14 protein-coding genes are annotated in these 17,584 nt (G+C 42.3%); 12 read left to right on the top strand and 2 right to left on the bottom strand.

From position 1 onward, the window contains the following. Window positions 1-93: 93 nt before the first annotated feature. A complete protein-coding gene (locus HMPREF1254_RS02700) occupies window positions 94-1,116 on the bottom strand; it encodes a family 43 glycosylhydrolase (protein WP_023057048.1) in 1,023 nt (340 codons plus the stop codon). Between the two features lie 5 nt (window positions 1,117-1,121). Next, window positions 1,122-1,358, bottom strand: a complete 237-nt coding sequence (locus HMPREF1254_RS11430; protein ID WP_023057089.1) for a hypothetical protein — start codon at window positions 1,356-1,358, stop codon at window positions 1,122-1,124. 235 nt (window positions 1,359-1,593) lie between these two features. Here HMPREF1254_RS11430 and HMPREF1254_RS02690 point away from each other — a divergent pair, with 235 nt between their 5' ends. From HMPREF1254_RS02690 to HMPREF1254_RS02635, 12 genes are all read left to right on the top strand, one after another. Beyond that, on the top strand, window positions 1,594-2,799 hold the full coding sequence (locus HMPREF1254_RS02690; protein WP_231385789.1) for an FN3 domain-containing metallophosphoesterase family protein: 1,206 nt from the start codon (window positions 1,594-1,596) through the stop codon (window positions 2,797-2,799). 929 nt (window positions 2,800-3,728) lie between these two features. After that, a complete protein-coding gene (locus tag HMPREF1254_RS02685) occupies window positions 3,729-6,341 on the top strand; it encodes an SLBB domain-containing protein (protein ID WP_036890875.1) in 2,613 nt (870 codons plus the stop codon). Between the two features lie 52 nt (window positions 6,342-6,393). Next, window positions 6,394-7,425, top strand: coding sequence for a chain-length determining protein (locus HMPREF1254_RS02680; RefSeq protein ID WP_231385788.1), 1,032 nt, complete (start codon window positions 6,394-6,396; stop codon window positions 7,423-7,425). 17 nt (window positions 7,426-7,442) lie between these two features. After that, entirely contained in the window at window positions 7,443-8,996 is a 1,554-nt protein-coding gene (locus HMPREF1254_RS02675) for a lipopolysaccharide biosynthesis protein (RefSeq protein ID WP_023056999.1), read from the top strand. Beyond that, window positions 8,993-9,757 (top strand): glycosyltransferase family 2 protein, encoded by a 765-nt coding sequence (locus HMPREF1254_RS02670; RefSeq protein ID WP_023057132.1) that lies wholly within the window; start codon window positions 8,993-8,995, stop codon window positions 9,755-9,757. Before HMPREF1254_RS02675 ends, HMPREF1254_RS02670 begins: the two co-directional genes overlap by 4 nt. 5 nt (window positions 9,758-9,762) lie before the next feature. Further along, window positions 9,763-11,007, top strand: coding sequence for an O-antigen ligase family protein (locus tag HMPREF1254_RS02665; protein WP_023057149.1), 1,245 nt, complete (start codon window positions 9,763-9,765; stop codon window positions 11,005-11,007). Window position 11,008: 1 nt separating this feature from the next. Beyond that, a complete protein-coding gene (locus HMPREF1254_RS02660; RefSeq protein WP_023057045.1) occupies window positions 11,009-12,067 on the top strand; it encodes a glycosyltransferase in 1,059 nt (352 codons plus the stop codon). 422 nt (window positions 12,068-12,489) lie between these two features. After that, window positions 12,490-13,299 carry a glycosyltransferase family 2 protein gene (locus HMPREF1254_RS02655; RefSeq protein ID WP_023057029.1) on the top strand — a complete coding sequence of 270 codons (810 nt, stop codon included), beginning with the start codon at window positions 12,490-12,492 and terminating at the stop codon, window positions 13,297-13,299. 80 nt (window positions 13,300-13,379) lie between these two features. Then, window positions 13,380-14,135, top strand: coding sequence for a glycosyltransferase family 2 protein (locus HMPREF1254_RS02650; protein ID WP_023057130.1), 756 nt, complete (start codon window positions 13,380-13,382; stop codon window positions 14,133-14,135). Window positions 14,136-14,153: 18 nt separating this feature from the next. After that, window positions 14,154-15,017: a LicD family protein gene (locus HMPREF1254_RS02645; protein ID WP_023057012.1), complete on the top strand. Its 864-nt coding sequence runs from the start codon at window positions 14,154-14,156 to the stop codon at window positions 15,015-15,017. A gap of 289 nt (window positions 15,018-15,306) precedes the next feature. After that, window positions 15,307-15,900 carry a sugar transferase gene (locus HMPREF1254_RS02640; protein ID WP_155945416.1) on the top strand — a complete coding sequence of 198 codons (594 nt, stop codon included), beginning with the start codon at window positions 15,307-15,309 and terminating at the stop codon, window positions 15,898-15,900. Between the two features lie 324 nt (window positions 15,901-16,224). Next, on the top strand, window positions 16,225-17,571 hold the full coding sequence (locus HMPREF1254_RS02635; RefSeq protein WP_023057109.1) for an anaerobic C4-dicarboxylate transporter family protein: 1,347 nt from the start codon (window positions 16,225-16,227) through the stop codon (window positions 17,569-17,571). Window positions 17,572-17,584: the final 13 nt, after the last annotated feature.

Genomic DNA, 17,584 nt, shown 5'->3' with positions numbered 1-17,584 from the left:
ATTGACCGAACAGCGTGCACAACACAAAAGAATGGTGTATCAATGAAGATACTCTTTTTGAAGTAACACATCCTATCGTTATATACCAATGGGTTATTTAAAATAAGGCCTGTTATGTTCCTTGGAGGGCGAATCAGTATCAACATAAGGCCATCCGTCTTTCCACTTTAATTGATCCATCATGAGCACACGTCCCCTGCCAATGTCCGACCGCAGGAAAGAATGATAAATCATCCAATCGTCACCATGATCATCAGTTATGATTTCGGCATTATGCCCCGTACCCACAAACTGATTATTGGCATGCAGCACCACTTCGTACTGATTATCCAGCAACTGTTTACCTTGCTTATTGACATAAGGGCCAAACAAATGCTCAGAACGGCCAACGGTAATGCGATAAGTACTATTGGCACCGTCGCAGCATGAACCGGACGAGCCAAACATATAATAATAATCGCCACGACGATGAATGCATACCGCCTCCATGAAACTGCCCGCCACCTTTTTTCTTTCAGCACCAGGAAGCACCGACAGGCCATCAGCCGACAATTCAATGGCGTAGATACCATGAAAACTACCCCAGAAAAGGTAATGTCGTCCATTTTCTGTAAAGCAATATCCGTCAATGCTGTTTTGCACACCAATCCCCAAACTGGTCAGTATCTTCCCACAATCCTTAAAGGGACCCTCTGGCCGATCAGCAACGGCAGCACCGATACCAGCCTGCAATTCGCCACCCCAAGTAGACATGGCATAATATAAAACATATTGACCGTTGATATAATTGATGTCAGGAGCCCAAATGCCCCCGCCTTTTACCAATTTTGGTCGGCTGCTGTTGGTGAAAGCAGTGCCCAAATATGCCCAATGCACCAAATCACCCGACCTGTAAATAGGGGTATTGCGGATATCTTCAGTGGCATAAAGATAAAATTTTCCATCACTGGCACGAATGACAGTTGGATCGGGCAAACTGGTGTTGATGATGGGATTGTGATACACTTTTTCTTTTTTCTGTGGCTTTTCTTGTTCCACTCTTGTCGGCTCATTGTGTGACGAACAACCTAATAGAAGCGCGGAAAACAAAAGGATGTATAAGCTGCTTTTCTTCATATTTATTATTGTTTAAATTTCGGAACGATATCGTCTTCACTTAGTCGTAGGTTAACTTCATGATCGTAAGTTGCCGTTGTGATGTACATGAGGCGTGGATGAATGTATGCTCCATCGTGATGAGCGTGGGAGGCGTAGCGTAACACACCTTCTTTCTCTTTGAACAGAGTGCCATGTCCGAGCCCCACCAAACCCGAAGGATTTTGCAATATAGGGTTGTACAGGGACTTGCCCCAAGCCATTCTATGTTATCAGTAACGGCACAACCCACATCATATTGTGAACTTTCATAACTATTTTCAAAATAAAGAGGTAATACTTTACTTGATGCTCGTACACTAACACGCCCTCTGTCACCCTTGTCCAAACATCTTCCCACTTTTAAAAACATGAAAATATGACTGATACACAACGTTTTTTACCTTTAATGCAGATGGATTGAGAAGGATTTTCTACCTTTGCAAAAAGTTCATTCAAATGAGAAATACAAACATCATCATGACAAAACATTTCATTCATTCAGCCATCATTTTCATGACACTCATGCTATGTCCAACGCTTGGTTGGGCTGAGGGCATCAAACTCCTACATGGTCCCTATCTGGACATGGTTCAGGAAAACAACGCCACCATCGTTTGGGTGGCAGACAAGCCTTCTGTAGGATGGGTAGAGATGGCACCCGACGACGGCACTGACTTCTATTCGGTGGCACGTCCCAAGTTCCACGACACAAACATCGGCATCAAACGCACAAGTCTAATCCACTCTGTGAAGTTGACCAACCTAAAGCCAGGCACTCGATACCGCTACCGCGTATATGCCCAAGAAGTGCTGAGCCACAAGGGAGCGAAAGTACGATACGGCGATGTTGTGGCGACCGACGTGTACAACAAGAAGCCGCTGTGCTTCCAGACCAACGACAGACGACAGACGGAAACATCGTTTTTGGTACTCAACGACATTCACGAACGCAACGACGTTTTGGAAAAATTGTTGAAAAACAGTTCGTATAAAGACAAAGACATGATTTTCTATGCGGGCGACATGATTTCGCACTTCACCCATGACACCACGGTCTTCAAGGGGTTCATGGACACGAGCATCAAACTTTTCGCACAACAGAAGTCGTGGTACTTTGTACGCGGAAACCACGAAACGCGTGGCGAATGGGCCAACCGATTCCAAGAATACTTCTGCACTCAACAACCGCATCTGTACTTTACCGTGCGTCAGGGGCCGATACTCTTCATCTGTTTGGACACAGGGGAGGATAAAGCTGATACCGATATCGAATATGCGGGCATCACCGATTATGACAACTATCGAACGGAACAAGCAAGATGGCTCAAAGAGGTGGTGGCCTCCAACGAGTTCAAAGAGGCGAAATACCGAGTGGTGATTGCCCACATGCCTCCCGCTGACACCCAAGACGCATGGCATGGGCAGCGAGAAGTGACGAACAAGTTGTTGCCTCCTTTGAACAAAGCTGGCATCAACCTGATGATTTGCGGACACATGCACGAACATCAATACATTGAACCCAATGACAGTCACGACTACCCCATTCTCGTCAATTCAAACAACAGTAGCGTGACAGCCCAAACAAAGAATGGACAACTGGATGTCAAGGTTCTTGACTTGAACGGAAAAACCACTTTCCACAAAACCTATTCCGAACGCTGAATTAGGTGGTTCCTGCGATGATGTCGTGACTTATTTCGCATTATCGCAGGATACTTAACCCTCATACTGAGGTAAACGATAACAGCACAAAGACACGAGCAAGCCAGCATGGGCGGAATTGGAACAACAAGACCTCATGCATCGCTACCTCGCCGCATGAATCTTGCAACTCTGTTCTTTCATTGAAGAAAGGTTGTTCGTTGTAAATGAAACTATCATATCCATCTATATTAACAACGAGCGTAATGAATACAACTACCACTTACAACACGATGCATAAATAGTGTTGCATGACAACAGTGCCATTATCTTTGTTAACAAACCCTTCATTTGTTAAACCGATTCATTTTCTTTGACAAAATAAAATCGAGAAATAGACAAAAAAGAGGGAATATTTTAGGCGTTCAAAGCTTTCGAATCATCATCTTGTACGCTATTAACATGGAGTTAATGTGTAATTAGCAAGCTTTTGCAGTCCAATGTACATGCCTTAACCGCTCTATTTTCATCATATTGAAGGGCATTTTGCATCAAAAAAAGGGATTTTCAGCCCCAAACACATTGTTTTTAATTTCGCACCAATCTTTAAAATCCCATAAGTCGTTAATAAACAAACGGATAACGAATACCTCTCATGACGAGCATATTTACGATACATGAACAAGTTGGTTGAAAAAACGCCCAGCATTTGTGTTAAAAAGATGTTGCGACAGAAGATATTTCATTGAAAAATGTTCGGTTTGATCTAAAACCGAAAAGCATCATTCTTAAACAAAAGAGCCGTGTGCTTGCAACAACAAAGCAACAGCTGCATGGTGGATAAATAGTCGGAGAATATAACCATACAAAAATAAATATCGCTATCTTTGCAACAAATTAACGAAAAACGAGTTAATAAAAGAAAGAGAAAAAGAGATTTTACCCACGATATGAAAAAAATCATTCTATATATTCTGCTACTCATGCTGTGTCCGCTGACCATCACGGCACAATCTTCCATGTCAGACGAACAGGTTCTTGAATTCGTCATGAAAGAGAACGCCGCAGGCACCTCACAGGCTCAAATTGTGACCAAGCTGATGCAGCGCGGCGTGAACATTCAACAAATCAGGAGAATAAAGGATAAATACGAACGACAGACCAAGCGCAAAGGACTGGGAAACATCGCTGACCAAACCGTAGACAAGACAGAAACACGCATGCGGCAGGCCAATGGCAATTCGAAAGAAGCGAGGGCGAAGTACAACACCATCAAGGAGCAAAAGAGAGACGCGAAGCAAGTTTCCACCAACAGACTGCAACCGCAGATACAGTGGCAGGACCAATATGATGAAGACAGCGAAGAGTTCAAAATGATGCAGCAAGAACTTAACTACCTAACGCCCACCGACTCCATTAAATGGCTCAAGCAGATACTGAAACAGCAGGCAGAAAATAAGAAGAAAGTTTTCGGCAGGGACATCTTCAACAACAAGGATCTGACCTTTGAACCCAGCATGAACATCGCCACGCCGCAAAGCTATCGACTTGGACCGGGAGACGCCGTGTTTGTCGATATCTATGGCGCGTCACAAAAGTCTATCCAGTCGACAGTATCACCCGACGGTGACATCAATATCGAAGGCTTTGGCCCCATCCAGGTGAGCGGACTGACTATCGCGCAAGCCAACCAACGACTACGTGCGCAATTGGGTGCGCGATACAGCAGCAGCAAGGTGCGCCTCACGCTGGGACAGAGCCGCACCATCACCGTCAACGTGATGGGCGAAGTGCGGGCACCTGGTACTTATACCGTATCAGCCTTCGCATCTGTTTTTCATGCGCTGTACATGGCTGGAGGAACCAACGACTTGGGAACACTGCGCAACATCAAGATTTATCGCAACAACCGCCTCATCTCTCAAGCCGACGTTTACGACTATATTCTTAACGGCAAGATGACGGGCAACGTGCGTCTGACGGATGGTGACGTAATCTACGTGGGACCCTACAACTGCCTGGTGAACATCACAGGAAAGGTGAAACGCCCCATGTACTATGAAATGAAGAGCAATGAGAGCGTGGGTACGCTGCTGAAATACGCAGGAGGCTTCACGGGCGACGCATACAAAAAGGCCGTACGCTTGGTTCGCAAGACGGGTCGCGAATTTGCGGTATTCAATGTTTCCGAATTCGACATGAACACCTTTCACATTGCCGATGGTGACTCGGTATCGGTCGACTCGATTATTCAACGCTATAATAATACGGTAGAAATAAAAGGAGCCGTATTCCGTCCGGGCTTGTATCAACTGAGCAACGACATCAACAGCGTGCGCACCCTGGTACAACATGCCGAAGGACTGAAGGAAGAAGCCTTCACCTCCCGCGGTGTCATCCATCGTATGAAGGAAGACCGCACCCTGGAAGTAGTGGCGGTCGACGTGGCGGGCATCATGAACGGCACCGTGGCCGACATACCCTTGAAGGAGAACGACGTGCTCTTCATCCCCACGAAACGCGAGATGATGCAACAGCAAACCATCACCATCCATGGTGAGGTACAATATCCCGGCGTGTACAAATATGCAGACAACGAGTCCTTGGAGGACTTCGTGCTGCAAGCGGGCGGACTTAAAGAAACTGCATCTACCGTAAAAGTAGATGTTGCCCGCCGCATCGTCAACTCCAAAGCACTCACCACCGACTCTATCATAGCGAAGACATACACCTTTGCTTTGAAGGACGGCTTCGTGATTGACGGCGAACCCGGTTTTGTACTAAAACCCTACGACGAAGTGTATGTGCGCAAGAGTCCGGGATACAGTACACAGAAGAATGTAAGCGTAGAGGGTGAGGTAATGTTTGGTGGCACCTACACGTTGTCCAAGCGCAACATGCGATTGACCGACCTGCTGCAAGCTGCTGGTGGCGTGACCGACTTAGCATACATCAAGGGCGCACGGTTGGAGCGCATTCCCAATGCCATGGAAAGATCCAGAATGGAGACAGCCCTGAAGATGCAGCAAGAAGAGATGCAACGGCAGCTGCTACAGCTGGCTACCAGCAGCAACAACGCAAGTGCCATACAGCAGTTGGGACAAAACACGTCGACTGCCCAACTGAAGAAATTTGAAATTCCCGCCACTTTTCCCGTAGGTATCGAACTGGACAAAGCCATCGCCAACCCCAATAGCGATGCCAACATCGTGTTGCGTGAGGGCGACCGCCTCATCCTGCCGCAATACACTGCCACCGTCAAGGTTAACGGAGCCGTGATGTATCCCAACACCGTGGCCTATAAAAAAGGAAAGAAAGCCAAGTATTACATCAATGCAGCTGGTGGATTTGCGCAAAACGCCCGCAAGAGCAACGCTTACATCATCTACATGAACGGCATGGTAGGTAAGGTGAGCGAGGGAGCCAAGGTAAATCCTGGCTGCGAGATTGTTATTCCCACAAAGCTGTCCCGCAAAATGAACGCTGCCGAAACCATGAGTCTTGGTAGCAGTATGGCCAGTATCGCCGCCATGATAGCCACGATTGCGAATATGGTGAAATAGAGAATTTTGGAGAAAGTGCCCTATAAAATGAGGCATCATAATGAGTAGTCAAATGAAAGAAACAAACGAACAGATTAACATATCCGAGATTATCAAACGAGTCATTCAAAAGAAATGGACATACGCCCTTATACTATCCATTACCTTTGCAGTGGCATGTGGCCTGATACTTCCTGTACCAAGATACTACAAAAGCGGCGTGTCGCTGGCACCCGAATTAGGAAACATCAATGAGGGAGGCGGGCTTGCAGACATTGCGGCATCCATGGGCTTTAACCTCAACAACACGATGTTGTCAGATGCCATCTCGCCCGAGCTTTACCCAGAGTTGTTGAAATCGAATCGATTTATCTCACAACTAATCGAAATCCGTGTGAAAAGTATTGATGGAGCCACCAATACCACCTATTATAATTATTTGGACAAGCATCAGAAGCAAAACCCGTTGATGATTCCATTATATGTTTTGAAGAACCTCTTTAAGAAAAAAGCAGCACCAACACCCAAAGGACATCACATCAATTATTTCCAATTAACAAAAAGAGAGTATGAAATTTTCAGTGCCATCCGCAACAAAGTAACTTGCAGAGTGGACAAAAAAACAAATCTCATCTCTATAGAAGTAGAGGATCAAGATCCATTGATTTCAGCCACCATGGCCGACTCGGTAAGATACAAGCTGCAGGAATTTATCACAGAATACCGAACCAGCAAGGCACGCCATGACATGAACTACTACAAAGAACTTACCGCAAAAGCCAAACATACTTACGAGAAAGCTCGGCAAGCATACGGAAGCTATGCTGATGCCAACATGGAAATCATGCTGGAAAGCTTCAAATCGAAGAAAGATGATTTGGAAAACGATATGCAACTGAAATTCAATGCTTACAGTACACTGAACACACAATTGCAGGCTGCCATAGCCAAAGTTCAAGAAAAAACGCCCGTGTTTACCGTTGTGACCAACGCCACTGTTCCACTGAAGCCTGCGGGTCCCAAGCGAATGATGTTTGTGGCAGGTATGCTATTCTTGGCATTCATCATAACAACCGTCTATGTCTCAAGGGATTTAATTTTCTAAGGCTTCCTAATATAAAGATGACAACCTATCAAGCCAACAATAAGAGGATAGCAAAAAATACGATATTCTTATATATCAGGATGTTTTTTGTATTGCTGGCCAACCTGTATATCTCACGTATATTGTTAGACACACTTGGCGTTGTTGACTATGGCATATATATGGTTGTTGCTGGTCTGGTGTCTCTATTTGGCTTTTTCAACACAACACTTGCGTCTACCCTGCAACGCTATTACAACTATGAGGGCACTCACAAACGGGAACAAGGCATTCAAGATATTTTTGCAACAGGCTGTATTATCAATCTACTGGTAGCAGTGCTTACCTTCATCTTATTGGAATCGGTTGGCTTATGGTATCTCAATCACTATTTAGTGGTGCCTGCCGACCGCATAGAGGCTGCTAAAATACTATTTCATGCCTCTACCCTTTCGTTGGTTTTGATTATCCTTCAAATCCCAGCCACAGGACTTATCCTTGCCAAAGAGAGAATGGGATTTTACGCAGCGGGTAGTATGATTGACGTCAGCCTAAAGGTAGCAGCAGCTATGGCATTACCTTACATCGGTGGCGAACATATCTCAGTGTACGCATATTTCTTGCTTGGAATTGCCTTCTTTGATTTTTTGCTGTATCATGGATATGCCAAAATGTCTTTCCGTTATATTCACCTAAGTAGAAAGATAAACTGGCAAACCGCCCGTTCGTTGTTGGCATTTACGGGATGGAACATGATGGGCACGCTGGCATTCATGCTTAGAGGACAAGGTATCAGTCTGTTGTTGAATAATTTCTTCGGTCCTATCGTTAATGCCGCACGTGGAATCTCAATGCAAGTAAGCAGTGCAGTGGGACAGTTCTCCTCTAATGTGTCAATTGCTTTTGCACCTCAAATATCTAATTCGGTAGCTGCACAAGACCATAGAAGGGCACAATACTTGATGTTTACAGAATCCAAGATATGTTATGCGCTCATGCTGATTCTGGCTACTCCGTTATGTTTGGAGATTGACTATATCCTCAACTTATGGCTTGGTCATCATATTCCGTCCAATACCAACATCTTTTGCGTCTTAATACTTATCGATGCGTTGATTTGTACGCTTAACACTCCCTGCACACAGATTACATTGGCAACAGGAAAGATAAAACTTTACGAGATTGTAAGTACCACCATTAATCTCTGTCTCATTCCTGTGTGCTATATCTTTCTTAAAATAGGGTATGGAGCAGTGAGTTCTTTTGTTATTACCATTGTCTTTTCAATCATCCTTCAGACGGCATGCCTCATCATCACTCATCAACAATTTAATTTCAAATACGTCAACTACCTTAAGGAGGTACTTTTTCCTTGTCTCGGCATGACGTTCCTACTGCCCGTCATCCCTACGCTTATAAAGATAAATATGCACACATCTTTTCTTAGGCTCACCGTGGTCTTCATTATCGCTTTATTGACTTGCATTCCTATGGTATATTGTATACTCTTAAATCAAAAAGAAAAGATATTGGCCAAAACGTATGTATTGAAATTGATACAGAGAAATCATAATAACAGAATGAACCTATGAAAGTTTCGATTATCACCGTGACATACAACAGCAGAAAGACAGTGGACAGAACCATTGAGTCGGTTCTGCAACAATCATACCCAGACATAGAGTACTGGGTGATAGACGGCAACTCTACAGATGACACAGTTGACAAGTTGAAACAATATGAGAGCAAATTCGAAAGAAGACCCCATGGAAAGTTTCATTGGATATCTGAGCCAGATAACGGCATCTATGATGCGATGAACAAAGGAATAGAAAGGAGTACTGGTGATATTGTTGGTATCTTAAACTCTGACGACTGGTTCACCACAAATGACGTAGTTGAAAAGATAGTAAAAGCATTTACAGATGACATAGATGCGGTGTACGGTGATATACACACTGTTCAAAAAGAGACACCAGATGTATGTTCCTATCGTTGCAAAGGCAGAATTTTTCATCCATATCTCCTAAAATTTGGTTGGGCTCCACCACATCCCTCATTCTACGTTAGGCGGTCGATCATCAAGACATACGGGGCTTATGACCCCACATACAAAATAGCTGGTGACTTTGAACTCATTGCGCGTTATATTCACCGACATCACATACATACAAAATATATTCCCATGGATTTTGTCACCATGACTTCTGGCGGCGCAAGCACCAAAGACGCACAAGCGTATAAAGATGGAATCAGGGAAGTGTGCCAGGCTTGTAAAGAGCTGGGTATTCACACCAATGGTCTGAAACTTTCCATGAAACGCTTCATTTCCATGGTTGCTAACAGAATATAATAAACATGCAGCTAAAACGGTTAAGATTTATCCAAGTAGACCTCTACATTTGTACAAGCATCCTCTGCTTGTACTTTGCTGCATTTGCAAGCCTTTATTCACCCACGGCGAACAAGGTTGGACTCTATGTTGCCATTCCATTGGCTGTGCTATTATGCACACTTATCAATAAAGGCTTTAAAACAAACCTATATGAAAAGATTTTGTACGCCTTGCTACTTTGGGATTGTATCGCTTATTTTTGGGCGGATGACAAGGATTTAGCAGCAAACGAAGTACACCAGGTTTTGGGAGCAGCTATGATGGTCTATGTAGTTTCTATTCTTTCTCGTTATTCCAAATACCAAAAATTTATTTACTTCACCTACATCATTCTCTACCTCAGCGCATGGAATTACGCCATTAACAACATCTTCACAATGATGGTCGATGACAGCGACCGACTAAATGATGAGGTACTAAATGCCAATACCATGGCATATTATACTTTTTTTGTCACTTTTTTGTCGTTTATGCTCTGGCAGATAACAAAAAATAGATGGATAAAGCGATTATGGGCTTTTTCCTTTTGGCTGATGCTTCCAGTTTCGTTTGGCGTTTCACTACTTACAGCATCTCGACAGATTATCATTATACAAGTTCCACTTTATGGAATGCTTTTATATGAACGTTACATAAGAGGCGTACGATTGAAAAAGAAAATCCAGTTTTCTATAGCAGCAGCACTTGTCATTGTGGCTCTTTCAGGACAAATTCTCAATATCTATGAAAATAGTTTCCTGAAACAACGAGCTGAAACAGACGTAACAGAAGATAGTCGAATGATGTTGGTATATGACGCCACGAATGTTGCACTGCGAAACATGCCTCTTGGGGTTGGAAGTGGCAATTATCAAGGAGTATCGTGCTTTAGGCAAATTTCTCATAATTCTTATTTGGAAGCGTTCGTCAATTTGGGTTTTATTGGTTTGGCTTTATATATTGCACTCATGGCTGTTTTCACTCTCCGCCAATGGCGCAGATACAAAATCCACCATCATAAAATGTATTTTTACTTTTTCACTTTTGGAGTCATTTATTCTTTTTATGGTGTATTCTTCGTATTTTATAATGCTATTTGGCTTATATCCTTTTTCATGCTCGTTGCGGCACACAGCGAAACATATTACGCTGAACATCATAAAGAATTAAATAAAAGCAGTAGAGAAGAACTTTCAACCCATTGCGGGACACAAGAACAAATGCTATAAAATGAAGAAGATTCTTTTAGTTGATACCAAATATAAAGAAGGTGGACCAAAAACCGTTCATCAAAACATCTTGAACTCCTACCTCTCGAAGAAGTACGAGATTAAAGAAATAGGCATCAGCGACCGTGTGCTACATTTCAACCCTATCAAAGGTATGAAGTTCGTACGCTCTTATTGGAAACTTATCAATGCAGAGCATGCCGATGTAGCTCTCGTGCGGGCCTTGCAATATATTGGCTTTTTAATGGTTTTGGCTGCAAAACTTTCAAATGTCAAAAAGATAATTGTTTGTGTCCACGGATCCGACTGGGATGTACCAGAAAGAACCTTCAGGAAAATAATTCTTAAATACATTATAGAACCCTTGGAAATAAGAATGGCTGATAGCATTTTTACGGTTTGCCAAGCAGAACAGAAAATTGTAAAACCTTTAAAGCTCGCTAAGGCTGGAGCTAACAAAGGTGTAATTTACAATACTTTCCCTAATGTTGACATCAATAAAATTAGCTCAGGAAAGCTTAGAAAAGAACTGAATATTCCTGAAAATAAAATCATAGTCATCTCTGTTGGGCGTGTCGTAATTAGAAAAGGACATCAATATATTATTGAGACTCTCAAAAATTTCAAAGACTCTGCCTTTGTTTTTGTCATTGTTGGAAGTGGCGATTATCTTCATCACTACGAAGAGCAGTGTAAAGAAGAAATTGCCGAAAAACGTTTATTTCTCCTCGGAAATAGAACTGACGTCTACGAGCTTCTCAAAGATAGTGACATATTCCTTTTTCCTACACTCAATGAAAATCACTCCATGGCTCTGCTTGAAGCTATTAACATGCACTGCGCAGCCATCGTAACCAACGTGGGAGGCAATACTGAGACTATAAAAGACGGTGAGACAGGAATTGTTATCAGACCTAAACACATAGCAGATATTGTACATGCACTTTATCGGATGAAAGATAAAGATGTACGGAAAATATATTGTAACGAAGCCTTCCGCTACGCCAAAGAAAAATTTTCTATAATGAACACTTTGGGAAAGCTCGAAGAACTATTTTGAAAATTATTTTAACAAAACCGTAAGCAGATAGAGATTACAAGATGTAGGAACATTATTATTCGTCCCCTCCTTTCCACCCTATTTTAAATTTACTGACAAATGCCATCTGATTTAAAATAGGTGTTGAATAAAGTTGTGCCAGCATGATGAAAACTACAAAACAAAAAAGTCATATTGCAAAGAAAACAGATAACCAAGCTCACATTGCTATCCTTGTAGCGTGCCCTCTGTACAACACTTTCAAATGAATACTATCCTTAATCAAAAAAATATAATTATCTTTGTAATAAGAAAAATAAAATTAGCTAAACAGATAAAGTAAACAACAGCACGCAATAAGTATTTGTCATAACTGATAGCGTTACAAAATTCAGAGGTGTACAAATAAAGACAACTCGTTGGAATTATAAAATAAACCACTTATGAACACCGATTTAATTTCTGTCATCATACCCTCTTACAAACCAGGCAACTATATTTACAGATGCTTAGAGAGTGTTGCCAGACAGGATATAGACAAACAACGCTACGAAGTTATTATAGTACTGAATGGATGCAATGAACCTTATCACACTGACATTAAGTTGTTTTTGCAACAAAAGTTTCAGGGAATCAAAACCTTGCTTTTGCAAACTGACGTTGCAGGCGTATCGAATGCTCGCAACATAGGCTTGGACAATGCACGAGGAGAATACATCACTTTTATTGACGACGATGATTGGGTGTCGAATAATTATCTAAGAGGATTATTAGAAGTAGCAAATCCCGACCATATAATGATTTCTAACGTAATACAAATAGAAGAAAAAACTCAAAAGCAACTACCATACTATCTTCATGCTACTTATCTAAATTTAAAAGACATCAATCATGTATCAAAATTTAAAGTGCGCAGTTTTTTGTCTACAGCTTGTGTAAAATTGATACCAAAAGCAATTATTGAAAACAGACGATTTAATAATCAGCTTTCAATAGGAGAAGATGCTCTCTTTATGTTTCTTATTTCAGATAAGATTAATGGATTCTCCTTTGCAAAATCAGACGTTATCTATTATAGAGTAAAGCGTGATAATTCTGCAACCTATACAGAAAGGAATTTCGAACAAAGATTAGAAATTGCACGGAAATTAATATGCGCATACGGCCACGCTTATCTTCCTCATATAAGTAAATATAATCCATTGCTTTTTATCTCGCGTATTGTAGCAACTATTAGAAATTTGATGGCATAACTTAATAAGTAATACCGCAAATGAGTATTTATGATTTCCTATTCAAAAACAACTCTTTGGACTTATAGAACAAACTACTTATGAACACCGATTTAGTTTCTGTCATCATCCCCTGTTATAACTCTGGTATTTATATTAAAGAGTGTGTAGACAGCATCTTGCAACAAACGTATCAAAATTTTGAGATTTTGATTACAGATGATGGATCTACTGACACATCAACCATTAAACTCTTACAACAAATAGAGCAATGCGACAAACGTATCAAGGTGTTTTATGTAGATGGAAACAATGGTCCTGCTGCAGCACGCAACAACTCCATAAAACATGCTAAAGGACGGTACATCGCCTTTTGTGATAGTGATGATAAATGGCTTCCCAACAAGCTGTCTGACCAGATACCATTATTCGACAACAAAGATGTTGCTATCGTATATTCTGATTATGAAAAAATGGATGCGCAAGGCAAGCGAAATAACAGGATTGTACATGCGCCTAAAAGCCTTACATACGCCAAGTACCTTAAAGGGAACACAATAGGAAATCTTACTGGCATTTACGATACTCAAAAGGTGGGAAAAGTGATGCAGAAGAACATTCACCATGAAGACTATGTGTTATGGTTGGATATTTTAAGACGTGGGTGGACTGCCCTCAATACAAATACGGTAACTGCTGTCTATCGTATACATTCTAATTCCATAACAGCCAACAAATTAAAACTATGTACATGGCAATGGTATATATACAGACACCATGAACACTTAGGTTTAATTTCCTCTATGTATTATTATTTACATTACGCATATAGAGCATTCGTTAAGTTTCTAATTTAAATTTTAATATATTTGAGTATGGATTCTCAATTAAACAATAGCTTACTTACCCTTTTCAAGGCGTTTATAGCTTTTTGTGATGAACACCACCTTATTTATTATGCCGCATACGGTACGGCATTAGGAGCAGTAAGGCATAAAGGCATGATACCTTGGGATGATGATATAGACGTATGGATGCCACGAAAGGATTACGATAAACTGTTATCTCTGAGAAGTTCACTAAATGGAACAAACTACGAAATAATTGATGATAAAGATAAGGGATATTACCTATACTTTGCTAAATTTTGCGACCGCAACTCTACTATCATTGAGCGTGAGGGCGAGGCATTAATGGGATTATATTTAGATATTTTCCCTTTGGATAATTACGATAACCATAAGGGAAAGTTTCTGAAAAGAATAAATTGGATATATAGGATACTGTGGCTCGTGTATGGACGGAGTTACAGAACCTATTCTTCAATCGAGGTGCGCACACATCTAAAGAAATGTGAAGTTAGCTTTTTGCCAAAGTTGCTGTTTTACAACATCCTTAAGCCGTTTAGGGGTATTGCCAAGATGGGTATTAAGAAGATACAAGGAGTTTTGCTTTCTATTCCAGAAACAAATAAGATATGGACTTATGACGTAAAAAGTAGTCTAAGTGTGATATTTTCTAAAGACTGGTTTGGAGACGGAATAAAATTAGCTTTTGAGGATTTGGAAATAACTGTACCCTCAAACTATGACAAAGTTTTGAAAACATACTATGGCGACTACATGACTCCTCCCCCAGCCACACAACGCCAATCACAACACTACCGATATTTTATAGATTTAGAAAAAAGATACTCTCGAAAGGAGATTATGGAAAAGATGTTTGGCAAAAGAATGTAACGAAAAGGAACTATAATACGCTCAATAGGGGTTTGTTTGAAAGAACGCAACTTGTCTGCCGAAAGAAATAAGGTGAAGTATCGGTAGCTTGTTAGCTGATTGAATGTTATTACAGTTGCATCGTAGTACGTTTACTTGTTGGAATTCACCTCATTCAAAAATATGAAGCATTGTACATAATAAGCCAAGTAAAGCTGCGTTATATGATAAAAGTTACAAGGTGAAGACAATCCCGCCCTACATCAAATACAACGACGACATCGATAACCCCCGGTACATCCCCGACGGTATGAACGAGCTGGAGCGTAACGTCAAGCGCGCCGCCGACTTCTTGATTGCCATCCTTGCACTGATTGTTTTCTCGCCCTTGTTTCTGCTTTGTTATTGCTTGGTTAAGCGTGAAGACAGCGGACCCGTGATCTTCAAACAGGAACGAATTGGACGCTTCGGCCGACCTTTCACCATTTACAAGTTCCGCAGCATGTGCATCGACGCAGAGAAAGATGGACCGCAACTATACAGGCACCAACACGACAAGCGCATGACCAAGATAGGCAGATATCTGCGCACACATCACTTGGACGAACTACCGCAACTGTGGAACGTGGTTAAAGGGGACATGGCCTTCATCGGACCACGGCCGGAACGAAAGTTTTACATCGACCAAATCATGAAGCACGATTCCAGGTACGCCTACCTTTACCAAATCCGTCCTGGTGTCACCTCGTATGCAACCCTATACAACGGCTACACGGACACCATGGAGAAAATGTTGAAACGACTGGATCTCGACTTGTATTACCTGGAACATCGGTCATGGTGGTTCGATATGAAAATACTAACCAAAACCTTCATCAACATCGCATTCGGTAAAGTTTTCTAACCCGACCTTGTTCGCACCTCTCGTATGGAGAGAACAGGCTTCTCAATCTGAAGTCTAACTACCCAGACAATATCCACAAGCATATTATCACATGTTTGACGACAAAGATGATGCGAGTTGATATCGGATTCATTGTTTTTGATAGCAAATGGCGCACAGATATTGCACTAAAATAAACCAATACAGGTAACAAAAAGAAACACAACAGCCCTCATATCGGTTAATTAGTGTTAACTATTACATTTATTAACATAAAAACACGATTACCCTATTATGATTTTCTTTACTTTGCGGTCGCATTACTAAAACTGCAAGTAAAAACAAATGGCTACTACACTCATCATCTTACAATTACTCATTGTATTTGGGTTCATCTTCATTGGTGCTCGCGTAGGCGGCATCGGCATGGGTATCTACGGCATGGTAGGTACTTTCCTATTGGTTTTTGCCTTCGGTCTGGCACCGGGAAAAGCACCCATCGATGTGATGATGATTATTGTTTCGGTTATTGTAGCAGCCTCATCCCTACAAGCTACGGGAGGTTTAGACTATCTGGTGGGTGTCACGGGCAAGTTCTTGCGCAAGCATCCCAGTCAAATCACCTATTACGGTCCGTTGGCATGCTGGATGTTCTGTCTGTTGGCAGGCACGGCGCACACCTGTTATTCCCTGCTTCCCATCATTTCTGAAATAGCCCAGGCCAACAAAATTAGACCCGAAAGACCGATGAGCGTCAGCGTCATCGCTGCTTCGCTGGGCATCACCGGTAGTCCTGTGAGTGCCGCTACGGCAGCCATCATCAGTACAGATATTCTGGGCTTGAAAGGCATCGACCTGGCAGATGTGATGTTCGTGTGCATTCCTGCCTCTTTCGTAGCCATCCTCGTGGCAGCGTTTGTGCAGAACCGAATAGGCAAAGAGTTGGAAGACGACCCCATCTACCAAGCCAAGGTGGCTTCTGGTGAAATCAATCCGGAAGAAGAGCAGAAACGCATGCAGCAAATAAACGCCAACCCCAACCCACGCGCAAAATACTCCGTGTATGCTTTCTTGCTGGGTGTTGCGCTGGTGGTAACATTCGGTTTGTTCCCTCAACTGAAGCCTCATCACATGGTAGACGGCGTGATGACGCCGATAGCTACCTCCGAGATGATCGAGATTGTGATGATGTCGGCAGCTGCGTTGATTTTACTTGTGGGCAAAGGCAATGTGGCCACAGCTGCCAAGGGAACTGTCTTTGCTGCCGGCATGAACGCCATGGTGAGCATCTTCGGTATTGCCTGGATGGGCGACACCTTTTTCAATGGCAACAAAGACTTTTTCGTAACTCACCTGGCCGATTGGGTTCAGGCAGCTCCGTTCTTGTTCGCCGTCATCCTCTTCATCATGAGCATCATGCTGTTCTCACAGGCAGCCACCGTGCGTACCATCTATCCACTGGGTGTGTTGCTGGGCATCAACCCGCTATACCTGCTGGCGATGTTCCCTGCCTGCAACGGTTATTTCTTCATGCCCAACTACCCCACCGAGGTGGCAGCCATCAATTTTGACCGAACCGGCACCACACGCATCGGTCGGTACGTCATCAATCACAGTTTCCAGTTGTCAGGATTCATCACAACCATCGTGTCCATCGCACTGGCTTTCTTGATCACGCAATTATTTTATTGATATCATATTTAAT

The sequence above is a fragment of the Prevotella sp. BV3P1 genome (genome assembly GCF_000479005.1).
Taxonomy (GTDB): domain Bacteria; phylum Bacteroidota; class Bacteroidia; order Bacteroidales; family Bacteroidaceae; genus Prevotella.
The sequence above is the reverse complement of the archived record's forward strand: the minus strand, read 5'-3'. Positions and strand labels throughout refer to the sequence as shown.